Origin of the sequence: Nonomuraea turcica (assembly GCF_030718205.1) — a bacterium.
Classification (GTDB): Bacteria; Actinomycetota; Actinomycetes; order Streptosporangiales; family Streptosporangiaceae; genus Nonomuraea.
In genome coordinates this window covers 57,709-79,299 of sequence record NZ_JAUZQF010000003.1, presented here as the reverse complement: position 1 = coordinate 79,299, position 21,591 = coordinate 57,709, and the positions used below count along the sequence as shown (strand labels likewise).

18 protein-coding genes are annotated in these 21,591 nt (G+C 70.1%); 11 read left to right on the top strand and 7 right to left on the bottom strand.

Features of this window, described 5'->3' with window-relative positions:
- Nucleotides 1-2 precede the first annotated feature (2 nt).
- The 4 genes from Q9G87_RS09200 to Q9G87_RS09185 are packed head-to-tail and all read right to left on the bottom strand — an operon-like array spanning nt 3 to nt 5,596.
- Nucleotides 3-1,715: an ABC transporter family substrate-binding protein gene (locus tag Q9G87_RS09200; protein WP_305915812.1), complete on the bottom strand. Its 1,713-nt coding sequence runs from the start codon at nt 1,713-1,715 to the stop codon at nt 3-5.
- Entirely contained in the window at nt 1,712-3,781 is a 2,070-nt protein-coding gene (locus tag Q9G87_RS09195) for an ABC transporter ATP-binding protein (RefSeq protein ID WP_305915811.1), read from the bottom strand. The genes Q9G87_RS09200 and Q9G87_RS09195 overlap by 4 nt, the downstream gene beginning before the upstream one ends.
- Nucleotides 3,778-4,617 (bottom strand): ABC transporter permease, encoded by an 840-nt coding sequence (locus tag Q9G87_RS09190; RefSeq protein ID WP_305915810.1) that lies wholly within the window; start codon nt 4,615-4,617, stop codon nt 3,778-3,780. Before Q9G87_RS09190 ends, Q9G87_RS09195 begins: the two co-directional genes overlap by 4 nt.
- 1 nt (nt 4,618) lies before the next feature.
- Nucleotides 4,619-5,596 carry an ABC transporter permease gene (locus Q9G87_RS09185; protein ID WP_305915809.1) on the bottom strand — a complete coding sequence of 326 codons (978 nt, stop codon included), beginning with the start codon at nt 5,594-5,596 and terminating at the stop codon, nt 4,619-4,621.
- 499 nt (nt 5,597-6,095) lie between these two features.
- Between Q9G87_RS09185 and Q9G87_RS09180 the strand changes: the two genes are divergently transcribed.
- The 6 genes from Q9G87_RS09180 to Q9G87_RS09155 are packed head-to-tail and all read left to right on the top strand — an operon-like array spanning nt 6,096 to nt 11,576.
- Nucleotides 6,096-6,812, top strand: coding sequence for a FadR/GntR family transcriptional regulator (locus Q9G87_RS09180; protein ID WP_305915808.1), 717 nt, complete (start codon nt 6,096-6,098; stop codon nt 6,810-6,812).
- Between the two features lie 10 nt (nt 6,813-6,822).
- A complete protein-coding gene (locus Q9G87_RS09175) occupies nt 6,823-7,587 on the top strand; it encodes an enoyl-CoA hydratase/isomerase family protein (RefSeq protein ID WP_305915807.1) in 765 nt (254 codons plus the stop codon).
- A complete protein-coding gene (locus tag Q9G87_RS09170) occupies nt 7,587-8,765 on the top strand; it encodes a CaiB/BaiF CoA transferase family protein (RefSeq protein ID WP_305915806.1) in 1,179 nt (392 codons plus the stop codon). Before Q9G87_RS09175 ends, Q9G87_RS09170 begins: the two co-directional genes overlap by 1 nt.
- Entirely contained in the window at nt 8,753-9,844 is a 1,092-nt protein-coding gene (locus tag Q9G87_RS09165; protein WP_305915805.1) for a type 2 periplasmic-binding domain-containing protein, read from the top strand. The genes Q9G87_RS09170 and Q9G87_RS09165 overlap by 13 nt, the downstream gene beginning before the upstream one ends.
- Nucleotides 9,841-10,539: an SDR family NAD(P)-dependent oxidoreductase gene (locus Q9G87_RS09160; protein ID WP_305915804.1), complete on the top strand. Its 699-nt coding sequence runs from the start codon at nt 9,841-9,843 to the stop codon at nt 10,537-10,539. Before Q9G87_RS09165 ends, Q9G87_RS09160 begins: the two co-directional genes overlap by 4 nt.
- Nucleotides 10,536-11,576 carry an aldose 1-epimerase family protein gene (locus Q9G87_RS09155; RefSeq protein ID WP_305915803.1) on the top strand — a complete coding sequence of 347 codons (1,041 nt, stop codon included), beginning with the start codon at nt 10,536-10,538 and terminating at the stop codon, nt 11,574-11,576. The genes Q9G87_RS09160 and Q9G87_RS09155 overlap by 4 nt, the downstream gene beginning before the upstream one ends.
- On the opposite strand, the gene Q9G87_RS09150 is transcribed toward Q9G87_RS09155, so the two are convergent.
- A complete protein-coding gene (locus Q9G87_RS09150; protein WP_305915802.1) occupies nt 11,573-12,403 on the bottom strand; it encodes an amidohydrolase family protein in 831 nt (276 codons plus the stop codon). The genes Q9G87_RS09155 and Q9G87_RS09150 overlap by 4 nt on opposite strands.
- 156 nt (nt 12,404-12,559) lie before the next feature.
- On the opposite strand from Q9G87_RS09150, the gene Q9G87_RS09145 reads away from it, so the two are divergent.
- Nucleotides 12,560-14,968, top strand: a complete 2,409-nt coding sequence (locus Q9G87_RS09145) for a glycoside hydrolase family 95 protein (protein ID WP_305915801.1) — start codon at nt 12,560-12,562, stop codon at nt 14,966-14,968.
- Here the strand turns inward: Q9G87_RS09145 and Q9G87_RS09140 are convergent.
- Together Q9G87_RS09140 and Q9G87_RS09135 are read right to left on the bottom strand one after the other, a co-directional pair.
- Nucleotides 14,944-15,393: a glutaredoxin domain-containing protein gene (locus Q9G87_RS09140; protein WP_305915800.1), complete on the bottom strand. Its 450-nt coding sequence runs from the start codon at nt 15,391-15,393 to the stop codon at nt 14,944-14,946. The genes Q9G87_RS09145 and Q9G87_RS09140 overlap by 25 nt on opposite strands.
- 11 nt (nt 15,394-15,404) lie before the next feature.
- Nucleotides 15,405-16,496: an FCD domain-containing protein gene (locus Q9G87_RS09135; RefSeq protein ID WP_305915799.1), complete on the bottom strand. Its 1,092-nt coding sequence runs from the start codon at nt 16,494-16,496 to the stop codon at nt 15,405-15,407.
- A 161-nt stretch (nt 16,497-16,657) separates the two neighbouring features.
- Between Q9G87_RS09135 and Q9G87_RS09130 the strand changes: the two genes are divergently transcribed.
- Genes Q9G87_RS09130 through Q9G87_RS09115 form a run of 4 tightly spaced genes read left to right on the top strand, consistent with a single transcriptional unit; the run spans nt 16,658 to nt 21,586 of the window.
- Entirely contained in the window at nt 16,658-17,929 is a 1,272-nt protein-coding gene (locus Q9G87_RS09130) for an ABC transporter substrate-binding protein (protein WP_305915798.1), read from the top strand.
- Entirely contained in the window at nt 17,926-18,858 is a 933-nt protein-coding gene (locus tag Q9G87_RS09125) for a carbohydrate ABC transporter permease (RefSeq protein WP_305915797.1), read from the top strand. Before Q9G87_RS09130 ends, Q9G87_RS09125 begins: the two co-directional genes overlap by 4 nt.
- A gap of 11 nt (nt 18,859-18,869) precedes the next feature.
- The gene (locus Q9G87_RS09120; protein ID WP_305915796.1) at nt 18,870-19,676 is read left to right on the top strand and encodes a carbohydrate ABC transporter permease; all 807 of its coding nucleotides are present in this window, start codon (nt 18,870-18,872) and stop codon (nt 19,674-19,676) included.
- A 2-nt stretch (nt 19,677-19,678) separates the two neighbouring features.
- Entirely contained in the window at nt 19,679-21,586 is a 1,908-nt protein-coding gene (locus tag Q9G87_RS09115; protein WP_305915795.1) for a hypothetical protein, read from the top strand.
- The last annotated feature ends 5 nt before the right edge of the window (nt 21,587-21,591 follow it).

Sequence of the window (21,591 nt, the reverse complement as noted above, 5' to 3'; positions counted from 1 at the left end):
GATCAGCCGGTGAAGCCGATCGTCGTGAAGTCGTAGTACTGGTAGCCGCGAGAGCCGTAGTTGGCCAGCGTCTTCTTGACCGCGTAGATGTCAGGACGCTGGTACAGCGGGATGGTGTGCACCATGTCCCAGATCAGCTTGTCCGCGGCGTTGGCCTTCTCGATGGCCTTGGCCGGGTCCATCTCATCCACCGCGGCATCGATGGCCGCGTCGACGGCCGGGTCGCTGGCCTTCGGGAAGTTGCTCTCCGAGCCGGTGTAGTAGATCTGCTTCAGGCCGCCGATCGGCAGGGGGTTCCCGATCCACGAGAACGGCACCAGGTCGAAGTCGCCCTTGATGATGTAGTCGTTGAAGAACTTGTCCAGGGGGACGGGGCGGATCGTCACCTTGATCCCGGCCTCCTTGAGCATGGCCTGGGTGAGCTCGCCCTCCGTCTGCGACACCGGCGTGCCGGTGGGGATGACGAAGTTCAGCGCGAACTCCTTGCCGTCCTTCTTGCGGTACTCGCCCTCCTGCTTCCAGCCAGCCGCGTCGAGCAGCTGCTTGGCCTTCTCCAGGTTGTACTTGCCGAGGTCGCCGGAATTGTCGACGTAGCCCTTGTGGTTGTTCATGAAGGTGTGGTTGCCGAGCGTCTGCAGCGGCCACTCCATGTCCTTGAGGTCGGACTGCGTGATCACGTCACGGTTGATCGCGTACTGGACGGCCTGCCGGACCGACTTGTCCTTCAGGAACTCGCTCTGGTTGTTGACGGTGAAGTGCCGCCAGTTCGGGCTGAGCGCCTTGCGGATCTCCGCGCCGGGGACCTCCTTGGCCCGCTTCAGCTCGGCCGGGGCGCCCGACGGGATCTCCACGGCGTCGATCTCGCCGTTGGCGAACGCGTTCACCTGCGCCGCCGGCGACTCGATCGCACGGAAGATGACCTTGTCGAGCTTGGGCTTCCTGCCCCACCACTTGTCGTCACGCACGAGCGTGAGCGTCTTGGTGCCCTCGTCGAGCTTCTCCACCTTGAAGGGGCCCGCGGTGGCGGGGATCTTCTGCAGGTAGTCCTTGTCGTACGCCTCGGGCGTCTCGAGGTGCTTGCCCGGGAAAAGGTGCGAGGTGGTCCGGTTGAACATGCCCTGCCAGTCCCGGTACGGCTTGGCGAAGGTGATAACGGCGACCTTGTCCGAGTCGCCCTTCTCCACCGACTCGATCTTGTCCCAGCCGTCGACGGAGGCTGGCTTGAACGCCTTGTTCTTGCCGCTGTTGGCCTTCCACGTGGCCTCGAGGTCCTTCCACGTGATCGGCGTGCCGTCGGACCACGTGGCCTTGTCGTTCAGCGTGTAGGTGACGACCTGCTTGCCCGACGACATGTCGTTCTTGACGTCGGTCACGTAGTCCTTGTTCGGCGTGAAGTTGGCCTCCGCGTCGGCCACCATCAGCTGGGGCATGAACACGTCGAGCATTTCGGCCGTGTCCGCCTGGTTGCCGTCGACGTGGTTGCCGTTCCACTGGCTGGGCCACTGGCCGACCACGAGGGTCAGCGTCCCGCCGTCCTTCACCTGCTCGTAGGCGACCGGGTTGATGCTGATGGCCGGGGTCTCCGCCATCTGCTGCTGCGCCTCCTGCGACTTCTGCGCAGTGGGCTGCTTGCTCTCGCCGGCGCCCCCGCCGCAGGCCGCGACGGCCAGGGCCAGGACCGCGATCCCCGCGGCTGCCCGGTATCGAACCTTCACTTTTCCTCCTGATCGTCCGAGGCCGTGATGACCTCGATCTCCTCCGCGTAGTGGCAGGCTGCGCCGTGATCCACAGCGTTCGCGAGCCGAGCAACCGGGGGCTCTTCGTCGACACACAGCTGCTGCTCGCCCTCGGTGAGCCGGGCGAACTTGGGGCAGCGGGTGCGGAACCGGCAACCCGATGGCGGGTCGGCCGGGCTGGGCAGGTCGCCTTCGAGCAGGATCCGCTTCCGGGTGCGTTCCATTTCCGGGTCCGGCAGCGGGATCGCCGACAACAGCGCCTGCGTGTAGGGGTGTGCTGGATGGTCGTAGACGTTCTCGACCGTGCCGATCTCGGCGATTTTGCCGAGGTACATCACGGCCACCCGGTCTGCCAGGTGCCTGACGACGGCCAGGTCGTGCGCCACGAACAGGTACGACAGCCCCAGTGTGTTCTTCAGCTCCTCCAGCAGGTTGATCACACCTGCCTGGATGGAGACGTCGAGTGCCGAGACCGGCTCGTCCAGGACGAGCAGCTTCGGCTCCAGCGCGAGCGCGCGGGCGATGCCGATGCGCTGGCGCTGCCCGCCGGAGAACTGCTGCGGGTAGCGCTCGGCGTGCTCGGGCGAGAGCCCGACCAGCTCCAGCAGCTCGGCGACCCGGGCCCGCACGTCCTTCCTGCCGTGCGCGCGCAGCGGCTCGGCGATGATGTCGCCGACCGGCATGCGCGGGTCGAGCGCGGCCATGGGGTCCTGGAAGACGATCTGCAGGTCGCGGCGGAGCGCCTTGCGCGCGCCGTTGTCGAGCTTGGCGCTGTCCTTGCCGAGCACGACGACCCGGCCGCCCTGCGGCGGCGCCAGCTGCATGATCTGCTGCAGCGTGGTGGTCTTGCCGCAACCCGACTCGCCGACCAGGGCCAGCGTCTCGCCTTCCGCGATGTCGAAGCTGATGCCGTCGACCGCGTACACGGTGCCGACGCGGCGCTTGAAGACCGCGCCCTTCATCAGCGGGTAGTGCCTGATCATGCTGTCCAGCTGCAGCACCGTGGGACGCTCGGCGCGCGGCACGCGGACCACGTCGCTCGGCGGGATGACCGGCACGGGGAACACGTCGGCCCCGCTCAGGCCCTTGTGCTCGATCTCGTGGGAGCGGATGCAGGCGACGTGCCGCCCGCCGGCGAACGGCGTGAGCGGCGGCTCCTCGTCGTCGCACATGTCCACCTTCATCGGGCAGCGCGGCGCGAACGGGCAGCCGGGCGGCAGCGCCGACGGCGAGGGCGGGTTGCCCTCGATCGGCACCAGCGGCCCCTCCTCGCCGTCGACCCTGGGGATCGAGGCGAGCAGGCCCATCGTGTACGGCATCCGCGGCCGGTAGTAGATGTCGTCCACCGGCCCCTGCTCGACCGGCCGGCCCGCGTACATGACGAGCACCCGGTCGGCCATGCCCGCGATGACGCCCAGGTCATGGGTGATCATCACGATGCCGGCGCCCGTCTCCTGCTGCGCGGTCTTGAGCACCTCCAGCACCTGCGCCTGGATGGTCACGTCCAGCGCCGTGGTGGGCTCGTCGCAGATCAGCAGGTCGGGGTCGTTGGCGATGGCCATGGCGATCATCGCGCGCTGGCGCATGCCGCCGGAGAACTCGTGCGGGAACGCCTTGGCCCGCAGGTGCGGGTTCGGGATGCCGACCAGGTCGAGCAGCTCCACGGCGCGCTTGGCGGCCTTGTCTTTGGCCATCTTCTGGTGCACGCGCACGGCCTCGGCGACCTGGTCGCCGATGGTGTAGACGGGCGTGAACGCCGACAGCGGATCCTGGAAGATCATGCTGATCGTCTTGCCGCGCACCTTGATGAGCTCGTCCTCGTCCATGCCGATCAGCTCGCGGCCGTGCAGCTTGACCGAGCCGCTGACCACCGCGCCCTTCGGCAGCAGGCCCATGATGGCCAGCGAGGTGACCGATTTGCCGGAGCCTGACTCGCCGACGATGCCGAGGACCTCGCCGCGCTCGACCTCGTACGACACCCCGCGCACCGCCTGGATGCCGCCGGGGAAGGTGACGGTGAGGTCGCGGACCTCCAAGATGCTCACGAGTTGCTCCCCGGGTCGAGTGCGTCACGCAGGCCGTCGCCGATCAGGTTGATGCTCAGCACGAGGAGCACCAGCAGACCTGCGGGGAAGACGAACAACCACGGGTAGCCGGTGGCGTTGCGCGAGCCCTCCGCGATGAGCGTGCCGAGCGAGACGTCGGGCGGCTGGATGCCGAACCCGAAGAAGGACAGCGCCGCCTCGCCGATGATCGCGCCGCTGACGTTGAGCGTCGCGTCGATGATCAGCAAGGAGGACAGGTTGGGGACGATGTGCCGGAAGATGATCTTCCAGCGCGGGATGCCCATGTAGACGGCGGCCTGGACGTATTCACGCTCGCGGAGCGAGAGCGTCATGCTGCGGACCACCCTGGAGGTGACCATCCAGGTGAACGCGGCCAGCAGCACCACGAACCAGAGCCAGGAGCCGCCCCTCAACCTCGGCGAGATGATCGCGATGATCAGGAAGCTGGGCAGGACGAGCAGCAGCTCCACGCCCCACATGAGCACCTTGTCCCACCAGCCGCCGAAATATCCGGCGAACGCGCCCACCACCGCGGCGAGGCCGGTGGCGATCAGCGCCACGAGCAGGCCGATGATGATGGACTTCTGCATGCCGCGGAGCGTGACCGCGTACATGTCCTGCCCGATGGCGCCGGTGCCCCACCAGTGGTCGCCGTCAGGGGGCGACATGAAGGCCAGGAAGTCCTTGTCGGTCCAGTCGTAGGAGCCGATGTACGGGCCGACGTACGCCAGGAGGATCAGCAGGATCAGGGCGGCGATGCCATAGCGGGCCTGCCTGTTGCGGAACAGGCGCCGGAGAACGACTTTGGAGCGCATGTCAGCTCACCCGCACCCGAGGATCGAGGGCCGCCACCAGCAGGTCCGACAGGAAGGCGGCGAACAGGACGCAGACGGCGGTGAAGAAGGTCACCGCGGCCACGGAATTGACGTCGTTGGCGTTGATCGCGTCGACCAGCCAGGCGCCCATGCCGTGCCAGGCGAAGATCTTCTCGGTGAAGATGGCTCCGGTGAACATCGTTCCGAACGCGAAGGCGAAGTACGTGGCAGAGGGGATCAGCGCGGTGCGCAGCGCGTGCTTGGTCAGCGCGGTCCTGCGGCGCAGGCCCTTGGCCATGGCGGTGCGGACGAAGTCCTGGCCGAGCACGTCGAGCATCATGTTGCGCTGGATGCGGCTGTAGAAGGCGATCGAGCCGAGGCTGAGGGAGATGGTCGGCAGGATCAGGTGGTTGAGCCGGTTGACGAACTGCTCCCAGCCCGACAGCTTCGGGTTGTACTCGCCGGTGTACTCGATCAGCGTGAACCCGAGCCCGTCGTTCAGCGTGTACGTCGCCATCGCCAGCAGCGTGGCCAGGAGGAAGACGGGAAGGGCCATGATCACGAAGGAGCTGACGCCGATTAACCGGTCGCTGAGCTTGTACTGCCGCACCGCCGAGAGGGCTCCGAAGGCCACCCCGAGGGCGAAGCCCACCACCGTGCCGATCAGCAGCAACCGCAGGCTGACGAAGATCCGCCGGCCCATCTCCGCGTTGACCGAGCCGCCGTTCCAGGTCTTGCCGAAGTCTCCCGTGATGACGCCCTTGGCCCAGGTCCCGTAGCGCACGAGCACAGGGGTCTTGTCGTTCAGGTTGTAGGCGTCGAGCGTGGCGTCGATGACCGACTCGGCGATGGGAGGCTGGCGTGCCTGGTACGCGGCCCGCGGGTTCATGGTGCTGGCGGCAAGCGTGTACGCGAGACTGGCCGCGATCGCTACCAAGATCACATTCATTGCCAACCTGCGAAGCAGGTACTTGCCCATTACTCTCCGTTCGCGCTGTCCCATACCGCGTCGTGAAAACTCAATGACGCGGTGATGGCGATCAGCCGGAGAATATCTGCCACCATATAACGTCAGAAACGAGTCAACATAACATTCAGGTCACTCACAATAGATCGCAAGAGGTCGTGTGATGCACTGAAAAAGCGGCCTGCACCTGCGGAAACACCAGCAATTCAGAGGCTTCTTTGCCGCTTCGGTAAGCGGTAGTGTCACAAAACCCGGACAATAATTGACGGTGGACCGGCGTGATCCACATCATTGTGCAGAGCCTTAGAATCCGGGCTTTCTTGTCTCTCGGCCGATTCGCGGGGGTCCTCGACCCGTCGCCGCGACGGCCCACAGCTCGCGCGAGACGCCGGCGCGGCCCACGCCCCGTCTCGAGGCCACCCGCCACAACGTATCGCTTCATCTGATGAAACTTCAGCTTCATCTGATGAAGGGCTAGGAAAAATCCGGCTCCCGAGCTAACGTGCGGGACGTGGCAACTGATCCTCAGCGGGACGCCGCCCGGCACGTCCAGGTGGTCCAGGCCCTCGGCACCCGCATCGTCGGCGGTTCTCTGCCCCCTGGCACGTCCATCCCCGTCGAAGAGCATCTCGTCGGCGAGCTGGGCGTGGGCCGGTCGGCGGTGCGGGAGGGCGTCAAGGTCCTGGCCGGCAAGGGCCTGCTGGAGACCAGGAGGAGCGCGGGCACCCGGGTGCGCCCCCGTGAGTCCTGGAACCTGCTCGACGCCGACGTGCTGAGCTGGCGGTTCGAGCTGGAGCCGCGCCCCGAGGACATCCGGGTGCTGGCCGACCTCCGCGTGGCGCTGGAGCCGGGCGCGGCCAGGGTGGCGGCCGAGCGGGCCGACGCGAGCGCGGTGCGGCGCGTCGACGAGGCCCTGGCCGCCCTCTACGCCACCGCTGACGACCCCGAGCCGTTCATCGAAGCCGACCTGGCCTTCCACAAGGCGGTGTTCGCCGCGGCGGACAACGACCTGCTGCTCTACATCTACGACATGATCAGCATCGCCCTGCGGTCCGTGCGCCAGGTGCACACCCGCTCGGTGGCGCACAACAAGGAGACGCTGCCCGGCCACGAGCGGGTGGCGGTGGCGATCAGGCGCCGTCACCACCGCAAGGCCGAAGAGGCCATGCGCGAGGTGGTCGAGGTCGCCCGCGCCGACGCCGAGCAGCACATCCGCCTCTGTTGCTAGGAGCCCTCATTTGGACGTCCTCCTCGACGTCGACGGCCCGGTGGCCGTCGTCACCCTCAACAGACCCGCCAAACTCAACGCCATCACCCCCGGCATGGCCGCCGCGCTGCGTGCCTGCCTGGACCGGATCGACGCCGACCCGGCCCTGCGGGTGGCCGTGCTCACGGGCGCGGGCGAGCGCTCGTTCTGCGTGGGCAGCGACATCCGGGAGCTGGACGCGTATGACACGCCGTGGGAGTTCCGCAACCGCGGCGACTACGGCGACGCGGTCCGGGCCCTGCGTAAGCCGATCGTCGCGGCCGTCAACGGCTACGCCTACGGCGGCGGCCTGGAGCTGGCCCTGGCCTGCGACATCCGGCTGGCCGCCGGCACGGCGACGTTCGCCGCGCCCGAGATCAAGCTCGGCTGGATCGGCGGCAGCGGCCAGTCCGCGCTGCTGGCCCACTCGGTCGGCCCGGGCAACGCGGCCAGCATGTTGCTGACCGGCGACCCCATCGATGCCGCCCGCGCCCTGGCGTGGGGGCTGGTCACCGACGTGTTCCCGCGGGAGAAGCTGCTGCCCGCCGCCGTCGAGCTCGCCGGGAGGATCGCGGCACGCCCCCCGATCGCCGCGCAGACCGCCAAGGCCAACCTGAAGGCCGCTTATTCGATGCCGCTCGACCAGGCCATCCAGTACGAGCGCGACCTGCAGACCGTCTGCTTCGCCACCGCCGACGCCGCCGAGGGCCGGGCCGCGTTCACCGCCCGCCGCGAGCCCGTCTTCGAGGGGCGCTGATGGGCGCGCTCGACGGCTACCGCGTCATCGACCTGTCCATCGCGATGGCGGGACCGCTGGCCGCCATGCGGCTGGGGGATCTGGGCGCGGACGTGGTCAAGGTGGAGCCGGTGACCGGCGAGTGGCAGCGGCACGCCCCCGCGGGCGGCGCCACGGGCAACCAGGTCAACGCCTCGTTCCTGTCACTCAACCGCAACAAGCGCAGCCTCGCCGTCGACCTGAAGTCCGAAGAGGGCCGCGAGATCGTGCACCGGCTGGCCGCGACGGGCGATGTGTTCCTCCAGAACTACCGGCCCGGGGTGGCCGAGCGGCTCGGCATGGACTACGAGACGATCAGCGCCGTCAACCCCGCCATCATCTATGTCTCCATGTCGGGATACGGGGAGAGCGGTCCCTACGTGTCGAGGCCGGGGCAGGACATCCTGCTGCAGGCCATGAGCGGGGCCATGTTCAGCACGGGCCGCGACGGCGACCCACCGGCGCCGGCCGGGACGTACGCGATCGACGCCGTCACCGCCTACAGCGCGTTCGAGGGCGCGCTGGCCGCGCTGCTGCACCGCGAGCGCACCGGCGAGGGCCAGCGGGTGAGCGTCAACATGCTGGACGCAGCCATCGCCGTGCAGATGCAGGAGCTGTCGATCTTCACGGTTGGCAAGGTGCCGCAGCGGCGCGGGCGCGAGCCGCACGGCCACACCTACATTCGCGCGCCGTACGGCGTGTTCGCCACCAAGGACGGTTACCTCGCGCTCGGCATGCCCAGGCTCGACGTGCTGGCGGTCGCGTTCGATCTGCCCGAGGTGGCCGGCATGGACGGCCACGCCGGCCGCGACGAGATCACCGCGGCCGTGGCCCGCCGCCTGCCGGACCGCACCACGGCCGAGTGGCTGGAGATCTGCGCCCGCCATGACCTGTGGGCGGGGCCCGTGTACGGCTATGCGGACCTGGTGGCCGATCCGCAGGTGCGGCACAACGGCTCGTTCGTCACCTACGAGCACCGCACCGAGGGCACGGTCACGACGCCCGGCTTCCCGTACCGCATGAGCGCCAGCCCGCCATCGGTGCGCCGGGGCGCGCCGCTGGTCGGCGAGCACACGCGTGAGCTGCTCGACGAGCTCGGCTACCCGGCCGAGCGCACGGCCGAGCTGGTGGCGAAGGGCGTGCTGGCGTGCGCGGACTGACCTGGGACCATCCGCGCGGGTACACGCCGCTGGACGAGCTGACCCGGCTCGACCTGGCAGGACACAACCCGTATGGCGACGTGCCCGAGCCGATCGCGTGGGACCGGCAGCCGCTCGAGGGGTTCGAGTCTGAGCCGATCGCGAGGTTGTGCGAGAGGTACGACGTGCTCGTGATCGATCACCCCGGTCTTGGCGCGGCCGTGGACGCGCTGGTGCCGATGGAGGAGCTGTTCGAGCCGGACGAGCTGGCCAGGCTCGAGGCCGGCACGGTCGGCCGCACCTGGGACAGCTACCACCTGGAGGGACGCCAGTGGGCGCTGCCGCTCGACGCGGCCACCCAGGTCGCCGTCGCCCGGCCCGGCGTCGAGGCGCCGAAGACCTGGCCGGAGGTCGCGGAGTTCGCCCGGGGCACGCGGATGGCGCTGTGCCTGGGCGGGCCGCACGCCTTCCTCATGCACTGCGCGCTCTGCTCGGGCGACTTCCTTGACGACAAGGCCGGCACCAGGGCGCTGGAGCTCATGGCCGAGCTGTTCGCGCTCGCCGACCGGGAGGTGTCGCTGCGCAACCCGATCGGCGTGCTCGACGCCATGGCCGCGGGCGGGCCTGAGTACTGCCCGCTGGTGTACGGCTACGTCACCTACCCGCTGATTTTCTCCGACGCGCCCTCATGGCCGGGACGGCCGCCGGGGAGCGTGCTCGGCGGCACGGGGCTGGCGGTCTCGCGGCGGCGCGTCGAGACGACCGGCGAGTCCGCCGGCACGGCCGGCCAGTCCGCCGGCACGATCGGCGCGGCCGTCCGCGCGCACCTGCGCCGGCTGACGTCCGCGCCGGTGCAGGCCACGCTCTTTCCCGCCACCGGCGGGCAGCCGGCCGCCCGGGCCGTCTGGCAGGCCCAGGGCGCCGCACCGTTCTACCGCGGCACCGGCGCCACGATGGAGGCCGCCTGGGTCAGGCCGCGGTTCCCTGGCTACATCGCCCTGCAGGACAGGTCGTCCGCGCTGCTCCGCGACGGGCTGCTCGCCCGCGTGCCGGCTCGCGACCTGCTCGAGAACCTGCGTAAGGAATGGAGGCACGCATGACCACGGCGCTCGTCACCGGCGCGGCGGGAGCGCTCGGCAAGGCGATCGTCCGCCGACTGACGGCCGACGGCCACCAGGTGGCGGCACTCGACCTCGACGCCGGCGCGCTCGACGGCACGCTCAACCTCAAGGTGGATCTGCGCGACCCGGCCGCCATCGAGGAGGCGTTCGCCGAGACGGCCGCGCGGCTCGGCCCGGTCGGCATCCTCGTCAACAACGCGGCCGTCTATCCCAGCAGGCCTTTCCTGGAGGTGCCGCTGGCCGAGTACGACGACGTGCACGCCGTCAACCAGCGCGCCTACTGGCTGGCCGCCCAGCACGCCGCCCGGCAGATGACCGGAGGCGGCGCGATCGTCAACATCGCCTCGATCACCATGCACGGCGGCTGGTCCGACCTGGCCGCCTACGTCGCCACGAAAGGCGCGGCGGCCGCGCTGACCAGGGCGCTGGCCCGCGAACTCGGCCCGCGTGAGATCCGGGTCAACTGCGTGTCGCCGGGCGCGTTCCCCACGGCGGCCGAAGAGATCCATCCGGATCCGGAGGCGTACAACCGGTTCGTCCTGGAACGGCAGTCGCTGCAGCGGCGCGGCACCCCGGAGGAGCTGGCCGCCGTGGTGTCGTTCCTCACCGGCCCGGACGCCTCGTTCGTGACCGGCCAGACCATCGAAGTCAACGGAGGGTGGGTGATGGCATGACGCCGGACCGCAGGCGGCTTGCCGAGCTGACCGGAGACCTGAGCGCGGCCGGCGGGGTCCGGCTGGTGACGCTCGGCGACGGGCTCGAACGCGGTATCAGGACCCTGGAGTTCCGCACCGGCTCTGGGCTGGCGTTCGACGTGCTGGTCGACCGGTGCATGGACATCGGGCACGCCGAGCACGCCGGGCGGGCGTTCGGCTGGCGCTCCCCCACCGGCTTCCGCCATCCGGGGCTGCACGAGAACGCCGACGAGGACGGCCTGTCGTGGCTGCGCTCGTTCTCCGGGCTCATCGTCACGGCCGGGCTCGACCACACGCTGTTCGGCGGCGAGGTGCCCGCCGACGACTACCGCTACCCGCCCCGCCAGAGCGTGCGGCACGGATTGCACGGCCGCGTCGGCAACATCCCGGCCCGGCTGACCGGGTACGGCGAGCGGTGGGAGGACGACCGCTGCGTGCTCTGGGCCGAGGGCGAGGTGCGCCAGGCCGCGGTGTTCGCCGAGAACCTGCGCCTGGTCCGGCGTATCGAGGCGGACCTGGGCGGTGACGAGATCAGGCTCGTGGACACGGTCACCAACGCCGGGTTCGAGCCGGCGCCGCACATGTTCCTCTACCACATCAACCTCGGCTGGCCGCTGCTCGACGAGGGCGCCAGGTTCGAGGCCGACATCCGCGAGACCCTCTGGCAGACCGACAGCGTGGCCGAGCAGAAGGCGGACCACATCACCTTCCCCGGGCCCGCTCCCGGGTTCGTGGAGCAGGTGTACGAGCACTCGCTGGTCCCCGGCGCCGACGGGACGCACCGGGTGGCGGTGGTCAACGACCGGCTCGGCATGAAGGTGAGCGTGGAGTGGCCGGCGGCGGAGTTCCCGTACTTCTTCGAATGGCTGAACCTGCGCTCCGGCAACTACGCGGTCGGCCTGGAGCCGTCCACCCACCACGTGTCCGGCAACGCGGCGGCCAGGGAGGACGGCAGCATGATCTGGCTAGGACCGCTGGAATCGCGGGTGTACCACACGACCTTCCGCGTCACCTAATGCAGGCCGTACGCGCGCCGGGCGGTGCCGGCGAACACCTCGGCGCGCTCACCCCCCGACAGCCCAGCGCACAACTCGTCCGCGGCCTGCGCGACGCGCTGGTATTCGGCCGCGAGCAGGCACACCGGCCAGTCGGAGCCGAACATCACCCGATCAGGCCCGAACGCCTCCAGCACGACCTCCGCGTACGGCCGCAGGTCGGACACCCGCCAGGCCGCCCAGTCGGCCTCGGTGACCATGCCGGACAACTTGCAGAAGACGTTGGGGTGCGCGGCCAGCTCCTTGATCCGGCTCCGCCACGGCTCCAGCTCCCCGGCCGCGATCGGCGGCTTGGACAGGTGGTCGAGCACGAACGTCAGTCCCGGCATGGCCCTGACCGTGTCGATGGCGGCGGGCAGCTGGTGCGGCAGCGTCAGCAGGTCGTAGGCCAGGCCGGCGGCCTCCACCGCGGCGAGCCCGCGCCGCACGTCGGGCCGGTTGAGCCACTCCGGGTCAGGCTCGGACTGCACGCCGTGGCGCACGCCCACCAGCCCGCCGGGCAGGGCGGCCAGCGTGTCGGCGGCATCCGGCGCGGTCAGGTCGATCCAGCCGACCACGCCCGCGACCAGGTCGGACGCGGCCGCGAGGGCCAGGAACTCGCGGGTCTCGTCAAGATCGGACAGCACCTGCACGAGCACGGTGCGGGTCACCCCGGCCGCGGCGGCGGGCCCGGCCAGGTCGTCGAGCGTGAACGTGCGCCGGACGGGCGCCATCGGCTCCGGGTCCAGCCAGGTGTGCGGGCGGACGGCGAGGTCCCAGACGTGGTGGTGTGCGTCGATGCGATCCATAGGTCAGTCGAGCTCTGCTCTCGGGCGGGAGATCGTTTGCAGACCGAAACCTAGCAGAGACCTCCAAGGGGCTGAGCGCATTCGGGCGCCCCTGACGGCGCGATCTTCCTCCCATCGCTCCCGAGTTTCCCTCCATGCTCTGGAACAGGAGTAACGATGATCAACGACGGCTACACACGACGCGGCGTGCTGGCGACCGGGTTAGGCGCCGCCGCCGGAACCCTGCTGACGAGCGGCGTCCCCGCACGGGCCGCCGCCACCGACGGAAACCCCCTTACCCTCTGGTACACGCGCCCCGCCGCCGCCTGGCTGGAGGCGTTGCCGGTCGGCTGCGGGCGGCTCGGCGCGATGGTGTTCGGCGGCGTGGCCACCGAACGGTTCCAGCTCAACGAGGACAGTATCTGGGCCGGTGGGCCGCACACCTACGACAGTCCCGAGGCGCTGGCCGCGCTCCCCGAGATCAGGCGGCTGGTCTGGGAGGACAAGTGGCAGGCGGCGCAGAACCTGGCCGACCGGACGTTCCTCGGCAGGCCCAGCGAGCAGGCGCCGTACCAGGTGCTCGGCGACCTCACCCTGACGTTCCCCGGCTCGGCCGAGTTCACGGAGTACCGCCGCGAGCTGGACCTGACGCGGGCGGTCACCAGTGTGACGTACGTCCGCGACGGCGTGCGCCACACGCGCGAGGTCTTCGCCAGCAACCCCGACCAGGTCGTCGTCGTCCGGCTGGCGGCCGACAAGCCCGGCTCCGTGACCTTCCAGGCGGCCTTCTCCAGCCCGCAGTCCTCCGGCGTCGCCGCTGCCGGGCGGGACACGATCGCCCTCGACGGAGTCAGCGGCGACACCCAGGGGCTCAAGGGCGAGGTGCGTTTCCGCGCCCTGGCCAAGGCCCAGGCGAAGGGCGGCACGGTCCGGGTGGACGGCGGCACGCTGGTCGTCGAGGGCGCCGACGAGGTCACGCTGCTGATCTCCATGGGCTCCAGCTACCGCAGCTACAAGGACGTCGGCGGTGACCCGGCCGAGGTCGCGGGGCGGCATCTCGAGCGGGCGAGCGGGCAGCCGTACGAGGTGCTGCGGCGTAAGCACGTCCACGACTACCAGCGGCTCTTCGGCCGGGTCGAGATCGACCTGGGCACCTCGGAGGCGGTCGCGCTGCCGACCGACGAGCGCATCGCGCGCCGGCGGCTCGACACCGACCCGCAGCTGGCCGCCCTGTACTTCCAGTACGGCCGCTATCTGCTGATCTCCTGCTCCCGCTCCCCCGGCTACGCCGCGAACCTGCAGGGCATCTGGAACGACTCGCTGACGCCCGCGTGGGAGTCGAAGTACACCATCAACATCAACTGCGAGATGAACTACTGGCCGGCCGGGCCCGCCAACCTCATCGAGTGCATGGACCCGCTGTTCGACCTGATCAAGGATCTGTCGGAGACGGGGGCCGGCACCGCGCGGACACAGTACGGCGCGGGCGGCTGGGTGGCGCACCACAACACCGACGGCTGGCGCGGCACGGCGCCCGTGGACTTCGCCTTCTACGGCGTGTGGCCCACCGGCGGCGCGTGGTTGTGCCTGACGTTGTGGGAGCACTACCTCTACACCGGGGACGAGCGGCGGCTGCGCGAGCACTTCCCGCTGATCAAGGGGTCGGTGGAGTTCTTCCTCGACACGTTGCAGACCGATCCCAGGACCGGCTACCTGGTGACCAACCCGTCGCACTCGCCCGAGGTGGGGCACCACGAGGACGGCGATGAGAACGTCAGCATCTGTGCCGGGCCGACCATGGACATGCAGATCCTGCGGGACCTGTTCGAGGCCTTCGCCTCCGCGTCCGAGGTCCTGGGGCGGGAGCCGGAGATACGGGAGAAGGCGCTGGAGGCGCGTTCCCGGCTCGTGCCCAACCAGGTCGGCCACCTCGGGCAGATCCAGGAGTGGCAGGAGGACTACCGCGGTGACGCGGCGCTGTCGCGCAGCCGGCACATCTCGCACCTGTGGGGCCTGTTCCCCGGGCACCAGATCGACCCGCGCCTGTCGCCGGAGCTGGCCGCGGCCGCCCGCCGGACCTTGCAACTGCGCGGGGAGGCGGGGGCCGGGTGGTCGCTGGCCTGGAAGATCAACTTCTGGGCGCGGCTGCTGGACGCGGCGGAGGCGTACAAGCGGCTGGGGAACCTGCTGGTGCCGGCCAGGACCGCGCCGAACATGTTCGACCTGCACCCGCCCTTTCAGATCGACGGCAACTTCGGCGGCACGTCGGGGATCACCGAGATGTTGCTGCAGAGCCACGCGGACCAGGTGCATGTGCTGCCCGCCCTGCCGGCCGCCTGGCCTTCCGGGTCGTTCCGTGGGCTGCGGGCGCGGGGCGGCTTCGAGGTGTCCCTGGAGTGGGCCGGCGGGGCACTGACGCACGGCCGGATCCGCTCGGACCTGGGCCGGCGGCTGACGCTCCGCACCGCGAAGCCGGTCACGGTGACGCGCGACGGCCGCCCGGTCGAAGCCGGCCGCCCGGAGCCCACCGTGCTCGTCCTCGACACCCGCCGCCACGCCCACTACGACGTCGCGCCGTCCCCTTGACCCAGTTGTGCACGCACCCATGCGGGATCGGGGTTCACGTACGGCCGGCCCGCCACCACGACGGTCGGCACCGTCTCGTCGCCGCCGGTGGCGGCCCGCACCACCTCCGCACCGTCCGGGTCGCGCCAGATGTCGACCCAATGCAGCCGGCGGGCGTCGCGACCCAACCGGGTCCGCAGCCGCAGGCAGTATTTGCAGCCCGCCCGCCAGTAGACGATCGGCCGGCCGTCGGCGGCGCTGCGGCGTTGCGCCTCCGCCGCACCGATCGACCTAGGGAAGGCCAGTGGCGAATACCGTACGGCGAGCAGGAGAAACACCACCAGGATAACGGCGGCGACGCCCGGGGAGCCCGCGGCGATCTGCCCGGCCGCCACGAGCGCGCCGCCCACGACGAGCAGCATCGGCAACATCCAAGCCCGCGCCATGACGACACATGCTAGCTGTGGCGCAGGCTCGTCGCGTCGGCGCGGGTGCGGGGGCGGGTGCGGGAGGCCTCGCCGCGGGCGTGGGCGGCGAACAGGCGGGCCGCCTCGTCCGGGTCACCCGACGCCAGCGCGGCGACCAGGTCGTCGTGGTGCCCGGCCATCGCCGTCCAGTCCCCGTCGTACAGCGGGTTGCCCACCACGTGCAGGCTCCACAGATTCGACTCGATCGTCCGCCACACCCTCAGCAGGAAGGAGTTGCCGCACGCGGCGCACACCCGCCGATGGAACGCCAGGTCCGCGTCCCTGAACGCCCCGATGTCACCGTCCTTCGCCGCCTTCCGCATGGCGAGGACGTCAGCCGACAACTGCCGCAACGTCTCGCTCCGGATGCGCACGGCCGCGCCCCGAGCGGCGTACTCCTCCAGCAGGACCCGGATCTCGCGCACCTCCCGGGCCTGTTCGTCGGAGATCTCCGCGACGTAGCTCCCCCGGTTGGGATAGGAGATGACCAGCCCTTCGTGCGCCAGCCGCTTGATGGCCTCCCGGGCAGGGGCCTGGCTGGTGCCGACCCGCCGCGCGATCTCGGCCTCCACGAGCCGCTGCCCCGGCAGCAGCTCCCCCGACACGATCCAGCCGCGCAGCAGCGCGTAGACCCGGTCGGACAGCAGCTCCCTCGGCAGCAGCCGGTCGGCGGGCGGGGCGATCTGCTGCTCCTGCCAGATGCGCGCGACCGTGGACTGCGACAGCCCGAGCTGCCTGGCCATGGTACGGGTGGACGGCACGGCGGCGCCGCCGGCCGCGGCCGCGATCACCCGCTCGGCCTCCTCACGCTCGGGGCTCCGAGGCCGCCCGGGCCGCGGCGCGTCCGACAGCCCGTCCAGACCTCGCTCCACGAACCTGGCCCGCCACTTGGCGACCGTCGCCGGGCTCACCGCCAGCCGCGTCGCGATCTCCTTGGGCGGCAGCCCGTCGGCGCACGCCAGCACGATGCGGCTGCGCAGCGCCAGCCCACCGCCCGGCTCCTTCGCCTGCGCCCGCAGCGCGGACAGCTCCTCCGCGCTCAGCACCAGCCGCTTGTCGTCCTCGCGTCCGAGTCCTGCCACAGGCCCACCTTAACGTATTTATGACTCAGTCACCGGCCGGAAATGGATTTGTCACGGCGTAAAACCCCTTGACCGACCCAGGTTACCAACGTATTAAATAATCGCTAATCGAGTAACGACCCATTAAAAGGCGTCGCAGATCTCGCCCCCTTGGAGGTGCGATGCGTTCCCCCCGCCCATCACTCGCCCTGCCCGCGATCGGCTGTCTCTTCCTGCTCACCGCGTGCGGCGGAGGCGGATTCGCCGGCGACTCCCAAGCCCAGCAGAGCAAGGGCGGCCAGGTCACGGTCAGGATGCTGGTCAACATCAGCCCCAACCTCACCCAGGCCTACTGGGACGGCCTCGTCAAGCCGTTCGAGCAGGCCAACCCGGGCATCGACGTCAAGATCGAGGCCCCGACCGGCAAGGGCGTGGCCGACACGCTGCCGCAGCAGCTCGCCGCGGGCAACGCCCCTGACGTCGTCGAGACACTGATGGCGGACGAGACGCTGGCCAAGCAGATGCTCGAGCTGACCGATCAGCCGTGGGCCAAGGACACGCCGCTCGCCGAGCAGGCCAAGCTGGGCGGCAAGATCTACACAGTGGGCGTCGGCGTGCAGGCGCAGTCGCTGGTCTTCTACAACAAGACGGCCTTCGAGAAGGCCGGGATCGCCAAGCCGCCGACGACGTTCGACGAGCTGGACGCGGCCATGGGCAAGCTCAAGGACGCCGGTTTCCTGCCGCTGCAGACCGGGGGCGACTTCCTCACGGGGTTGCAGCTGCTCCAGCTCTCCAACCCCTCGCGTGGGCAGACGCATCCCGCCTGGCAGCAGGACGTCAAGGCCGGCAAGCTCAAGGCCGGCGAGACGCTGCTGCCCTATCTGGAGCGCTACCGCACCTGGATCGACAAGGGGTACGTCGACAAGAACGCGCTCGGCATGAAGTACGCCGACGCCGAGACCGCGTTCCTGTCCGGCAAGTCGGCCATGTACGTCATGGGGAGCTGGTTCACCGCCGCCGAGGCCAAGGCCAAGAAGGACTTCGAGGTGGGCGTCTTCGCCGCCCCGGTCGACAAGGGGCAGACCTACCCCGGTCCGCAGGGCGCCACGCTCGCGGCCCCGTACATGATCCTGAAGTCCACCCCGAACAAGGACGCGGCGCTCAAGCTGGTCCAGTGGCTGGTCACCGACCCGGCCGCGGTCAAGAGCCAGCTCAAGCAGGACGGCAACTTCCGCACCGGCGTCGAGCGCGAGTTCACGCCGCTGGAGAAGCAGGTGCAGGAGATCCTCGACGGCGCGCCGTCCGGGGTCCCGCAGGGCGAGGGCTACGGAGACGCGACCCTGCCCAAGGGTTTCAACGCCGCGTGGAACACCGAGGTCCAGGGCCTGTACGTGGGCAAGTCGCCCAAGGAGGCGGCCGAGGGCGTGGACCGCTGGCTGGCCGGCCGCTCATGACCCTCACCCGAGAAGCACCCCCGATCGTGACCCGGGCCGTCGCCGAGCAGCCGAAGAAGCGCCATGACGGGCTCGTCACCGCGATCATGGTCGGTCCCGCCACCGCGCTCTACACGGTGATGCTGATCGTCCCGGTCGGGCTGGCGCTCTACTTGAGCCTGACCGACTGGGACGGCTTCAGCGCCAACCCGGCCTTCGTCGGCGCCGCCAACTACGCCGACCTGCTCGACGACCCCGACCTGCGCCGCGCCGCCCTGGTCACGCTGCTGGTCGCGGCGGCCGGCACGGCGGGGCTGAACCTCCTGGGACTCGGCTTCGCGCTGCTGGTGAACGGCGCCTCGCGGGCCAACACGTTCTTCCGCATCGTGCTGTTCTACCCGCACGTGCTGAGCGCGCTGGTCGTCGGCTTCCTCTGGTCGGCCATCCTGGGGACCGGCGGGGCGGTCAACAACCTCATCACCACCTGGGGCGGGGAGGTCATCCCGTTCCTGTCCGACCCGGCGTGGGCCACGGTCACCATGATCGCGGTGCTGGTGTGGGCCGGGTTCGGCGTCAACGTGGTGCTCTACCTGGCGGGACTGCAGGCGGTGCCGCACTCGCTGATCGAGGCGGCGCGGATCGACGGGGCGACGCGGTGGCAGGTGTTCAAGCACGTGACGCTGCCGGCGCTCGGCCCGTCGGTGACGGTCAACATCGTGTTGTCGCTGGTGACGCTGCTGAAGACGTACGACCTGGTGGTGTCGCTGACGGCGGGTGGCCCGGCCGGGCAGACGCAGACCGTCGCCTACCTCATCCTGTGGAACTCCTTCCACGACGCCCGGCTCGGGTTCGGCTCGGCGCAGTCGGTGATCCTCATGCTGGTGACGGCGGCGCTGGCCTTCGTGGTGACGCGGCTGCGCAGGCGCGGCGAGCTGGCAGTGCACCAATGAGAGGGGCACCAATGAGAAGGACCTTCCTCTGGGCGACCGTCGCGTTCATGCTCGTGCCGCTCTACGTGCTGACGGTCAACGCCTTCAAGGGCCAGCAGCACATCCTGGCCGACCCGTTCGGCCTCGGCGGGCTCACGCTCGAACCGCTGGGCAGGGCGCTGACGAACCCGCAGTTCAACGTGGTCAAGGGGTACGCGGTCACGCTGCTGTTCGTGGTGGCGGTCAACGTGCTGTCGGTGTTGCTGGCCGCGCCCGCCGCGTACGTGATCGCGCGCAGCCCCAAGCGCAGGTTCCGCGTGCTGATGTTGTTCTTCCTGGCCGGGACGTTCATCCCGGGTCAGGTGCTGGTCATCCCGGTCGTGTACGTGCTCAAGACCCTCGGCCTGATGGGCACCATCAGGGGGTTCGTCCTGTTCGAGACCGTGTTAACGCTACCCTTCTCGATCTTCCTGTACGCCGGCTACATCGCCACCATCCCGGCCGTGCTCGACCAGGCGGCGGCCGTGGACGGGGCGGGCAGGCTGCGGACGTTCTGGCGGATCGTCTTCCCGCTGATGCGGCCCGCGGTGGCCACGATGGTCATCCTCAACACCTTCTCGGTGTGGAACGACTTCGTGAACCCGCAGATCATCCTGGGCCCCGGCAGCGGCCTCTACACGGTGACCACCGGCGTGTACGCGGCGGTCAGCCAGTACTCCACCGACTACACGGTGGTCTTCCCGACGCTGCTGCTGGCCATTGCCCCGCTGCTGGTCTTCTTCGTCTTCATGCAACGGCACATCATCAGCGGCCTCACCACCGGTGCGACGAAAGGTTGACGATGCGGGAAATCAAGGCGACCGTCCCGCTCGGCGAGCCTCCGGCCTGGGCGGTGCTCGAGCGCAGGCTGTTCGACACGCTCGACGAGGCCTGGCGGGCCTTCGCGGCCTGCTACTGCGGGCCCGACGGGCGGCTCATCTACCACGGTCCCGCCGCCGACCGGGACGGTGCCGACGACTTCTACGAGGCGTTCTTCAACTGGCCGGTGCTCTACCAGCTGGGCGGCGCCGACGACCTGCTCGAGGCGGCCAAGCACCACTGGGAGGGGGTCACCGCGCAGCTCACCGAGCTGGGCTATCTGGTGGACGAGTTCGAGCGCGGCTACGACTGGTTCCATCAGGGCGAGTCGCTGCTGCTGCTCTACGGCATCTGCGCCGCGGACCCGCGCGACGAGCGTTTCCGCGATCGCGCGTACCGCTTCGCCGACCTGTACCTGCCGGGCTCGGCGAACTACGACGCCGAGCACGACATCATCCGCGCCCCGCACAATGGCGCCGGCGGCCCTCGCTACGGCCTGCAGTGGGAGTGGGCGTCCTACCACACGGACCTGGTCAGCATGCGGCCGTACGGGCTGCCGCTACGCGACCTGCCGGGCATCACCGAGTGGGAGGACCTGGGCGACCCGCACAACGCCGCCCGCATGGGCGCGGCGATGAGCGAGCGCCTCGGCCGTGGCGACGTCGCCGTCAACCTGGCCGCGACGAGCCTGGCCGTCAACGCCTGGCTGTACGACGGCGACGACCGCTACCGCGACTGGGCGCTGCGTTACATCGGCGCCTGGCAGCGGCGGGCTACGGCCAACAACGGTATCCTGCCCGACAACGTGGGCCCGTCGGGAGTGGTCGGCGAGTTGCACGGCGGCCGCTGGTACGGCGGCAACTACGGCTGGCAGTGGCCGCACGGCCTCTACAGCGTGGGCGCCGCCGCCGCGATCGCCGCGGTCAACGCCCACCTGCTGACCGGCGACGACGACGCGCTGGCGATCGGCCGCGACCCTCTGGAGACCGTGTACGGCCGGGCGATCCAGGCCGGCGTCACCGAGACGGACATGAGCATCAGCGATCGCTGGCTGGCCGAGCTGGGCGACGAGGCGGGCAAGCCGACCATGCTGGTGCCCAACCGGCACGACGACCAGGGCTGGTTCGACTTCCAGCCGCCGCAGCTGGGCCTGCCGGTCTGGCTCTGGCACATGTCGCTGGGGCGCGCGGACGCCGCCAGGATCGACCGGCTCCGGGCCGCCGCCGGCTACGACTGGGCCACGGTGCGGCCGTTCCGCAACAAGGAGGAGGCCGGTCACGAGGCGCCCTGGCTGGAGTTCCTGCGCGGCGCGAACCCCGGCTTCCCCGAGGCGATGCTGACCACCGCGCTCGGCCAGGTGCGGCGGCGGATGGCGCTCATCGAGGCCGACGACGCCGACCCGGCCGCCATCCACGTGCACCACTGGCAGCGGCTCAACCCGGTGCTCACCGAGGCGCTGCTGCAGCTGGTCACCGGCACCCCGCAGGTGCTCTACAACGGCGGGGTGCTGCCGGCCAGGCTGGCGTACTTCGACGCCGACCGCCACCGCCCGGGCCTGCCGCCGGACGTGGCCGCGCTGGTCGATTCGGTACGGCCCGGTGGCGTCCGCGTCGAGCTGGCCAACCTGGGCCTGACCCGCACCCGCCGGGTCGTGGTGCAGGCGGGCGCGTTCGGCGAGCACCGCATCGACCGCGTGGTCGCCTCCCAGGCCGGCGACGGCGACTACCCGGGCGACCCGCGTTCCTACACCTCTCCCCCGATCACCGAGACCGAGCGGGAGGTGACGGTGGGCGGGCCGCGGCTGCTCGTGGAGCTGCCGCCCGGCCGCCGCATCCGGCTCGACCTGCACACGACCGCGCGCGTCCGCACGCCGTCGCACCAGCACTACTGAGGAGA

What these genes read in the sequence shown, in the direction of transcription:
- Q9G87_RS09130 (WP_305915798.1), top strand. Translation starts at nt 16,658, where the DNA reads ATGCGTTCCCCCCGCCCATCACTCGCCCTGCCCGCGATCGGCTGTCTC.
- Q9G87_RS09120 (WP_305915796.1), top strand. Translation starts at nt 18,870, where the DNA reads ATGAGAAGGACCTTCCTCTGGGCGACCGTCGCGTTCATGCTCGTGCCG.
- Q9G87_RS09160 (WP_305915804.1), top strand. Translation starts at nt 9,841, where the DNA reads ATGACCACGGCGCTCGTCACCGGCGCGGCGGGAGCGCTCGGCAAGGCG.
- Q9G87_RS09155 (WP_305915803.1), top strand. Translation starts at nt 10,536, where the DNA reads ATGACGCCGGACCGCAGGCGGCTTGCCGAGCTGACCGGAGACCTGAGC.
- Q9G87_RS09145 (WP_305915801.1), top strand. Translation starts at nt 12,560, where the DNA reads ATGATCAACGACGGCTACACACGACGCGGCGTGCTGGCGACCGGGTTA.
- Q9G87_RS09115 (WP_305915795.1), top strand. Translation starts at nt 19,679, where the DNA reads ATGCGGGAAATCAAGGCGACCGTCCCGCTCGGCGAGCCTCCGGCCTGG.
- Q9G87_RS09190 (WP_305915810.1), bottom strand. Translation starts at nt 4,617, where the DNA reads ATGCGCTCCAAAGTCGTTCTCCGGCGCCTGTTCCGCAACAGGCAGGCC.
- Q9G87_RS09150 (WP_305915802.1), bottom strand. Translation starts at nt 12,403, where the DNA reads ATGGATCGCATCGACGCACACCACCACGTCTGGGACCTCGCCGTCCGC.
- Q9G87_RS09140 (WP_305915800.1), bottom strand. Translation starts at nt 15,393, where the DNA reads ATGGCGCGGGCTTGGATGTTGCCGATGCTGCTCGTCGTGGGCGGCGCG.
- Q9G87_RS09185 (WP_305915809.1), bottom strand. Translation starts at nt 5,596, where the DNA reads ATGGGCAAGTACCTGCTTCGCAGGTTGGCAATGAATGTGATCTTGGTA.
- Q9G87_RS09125 (WP_305915797.1), top strand. Translation starts at nt 17,926, where the DNA reads ATGACCCTCACCCGAGAAGCACCCCCGATCGTGACCCGGGCCGTCGCC.
- Q9G87_RS09170 (WP_305915806.1), top strand. Translation starts at nt 7,587, where the DNA reads ATGGGCGCGCTCGACGGCTACCGCGTCATCGACCTGTCCATCGCGATG.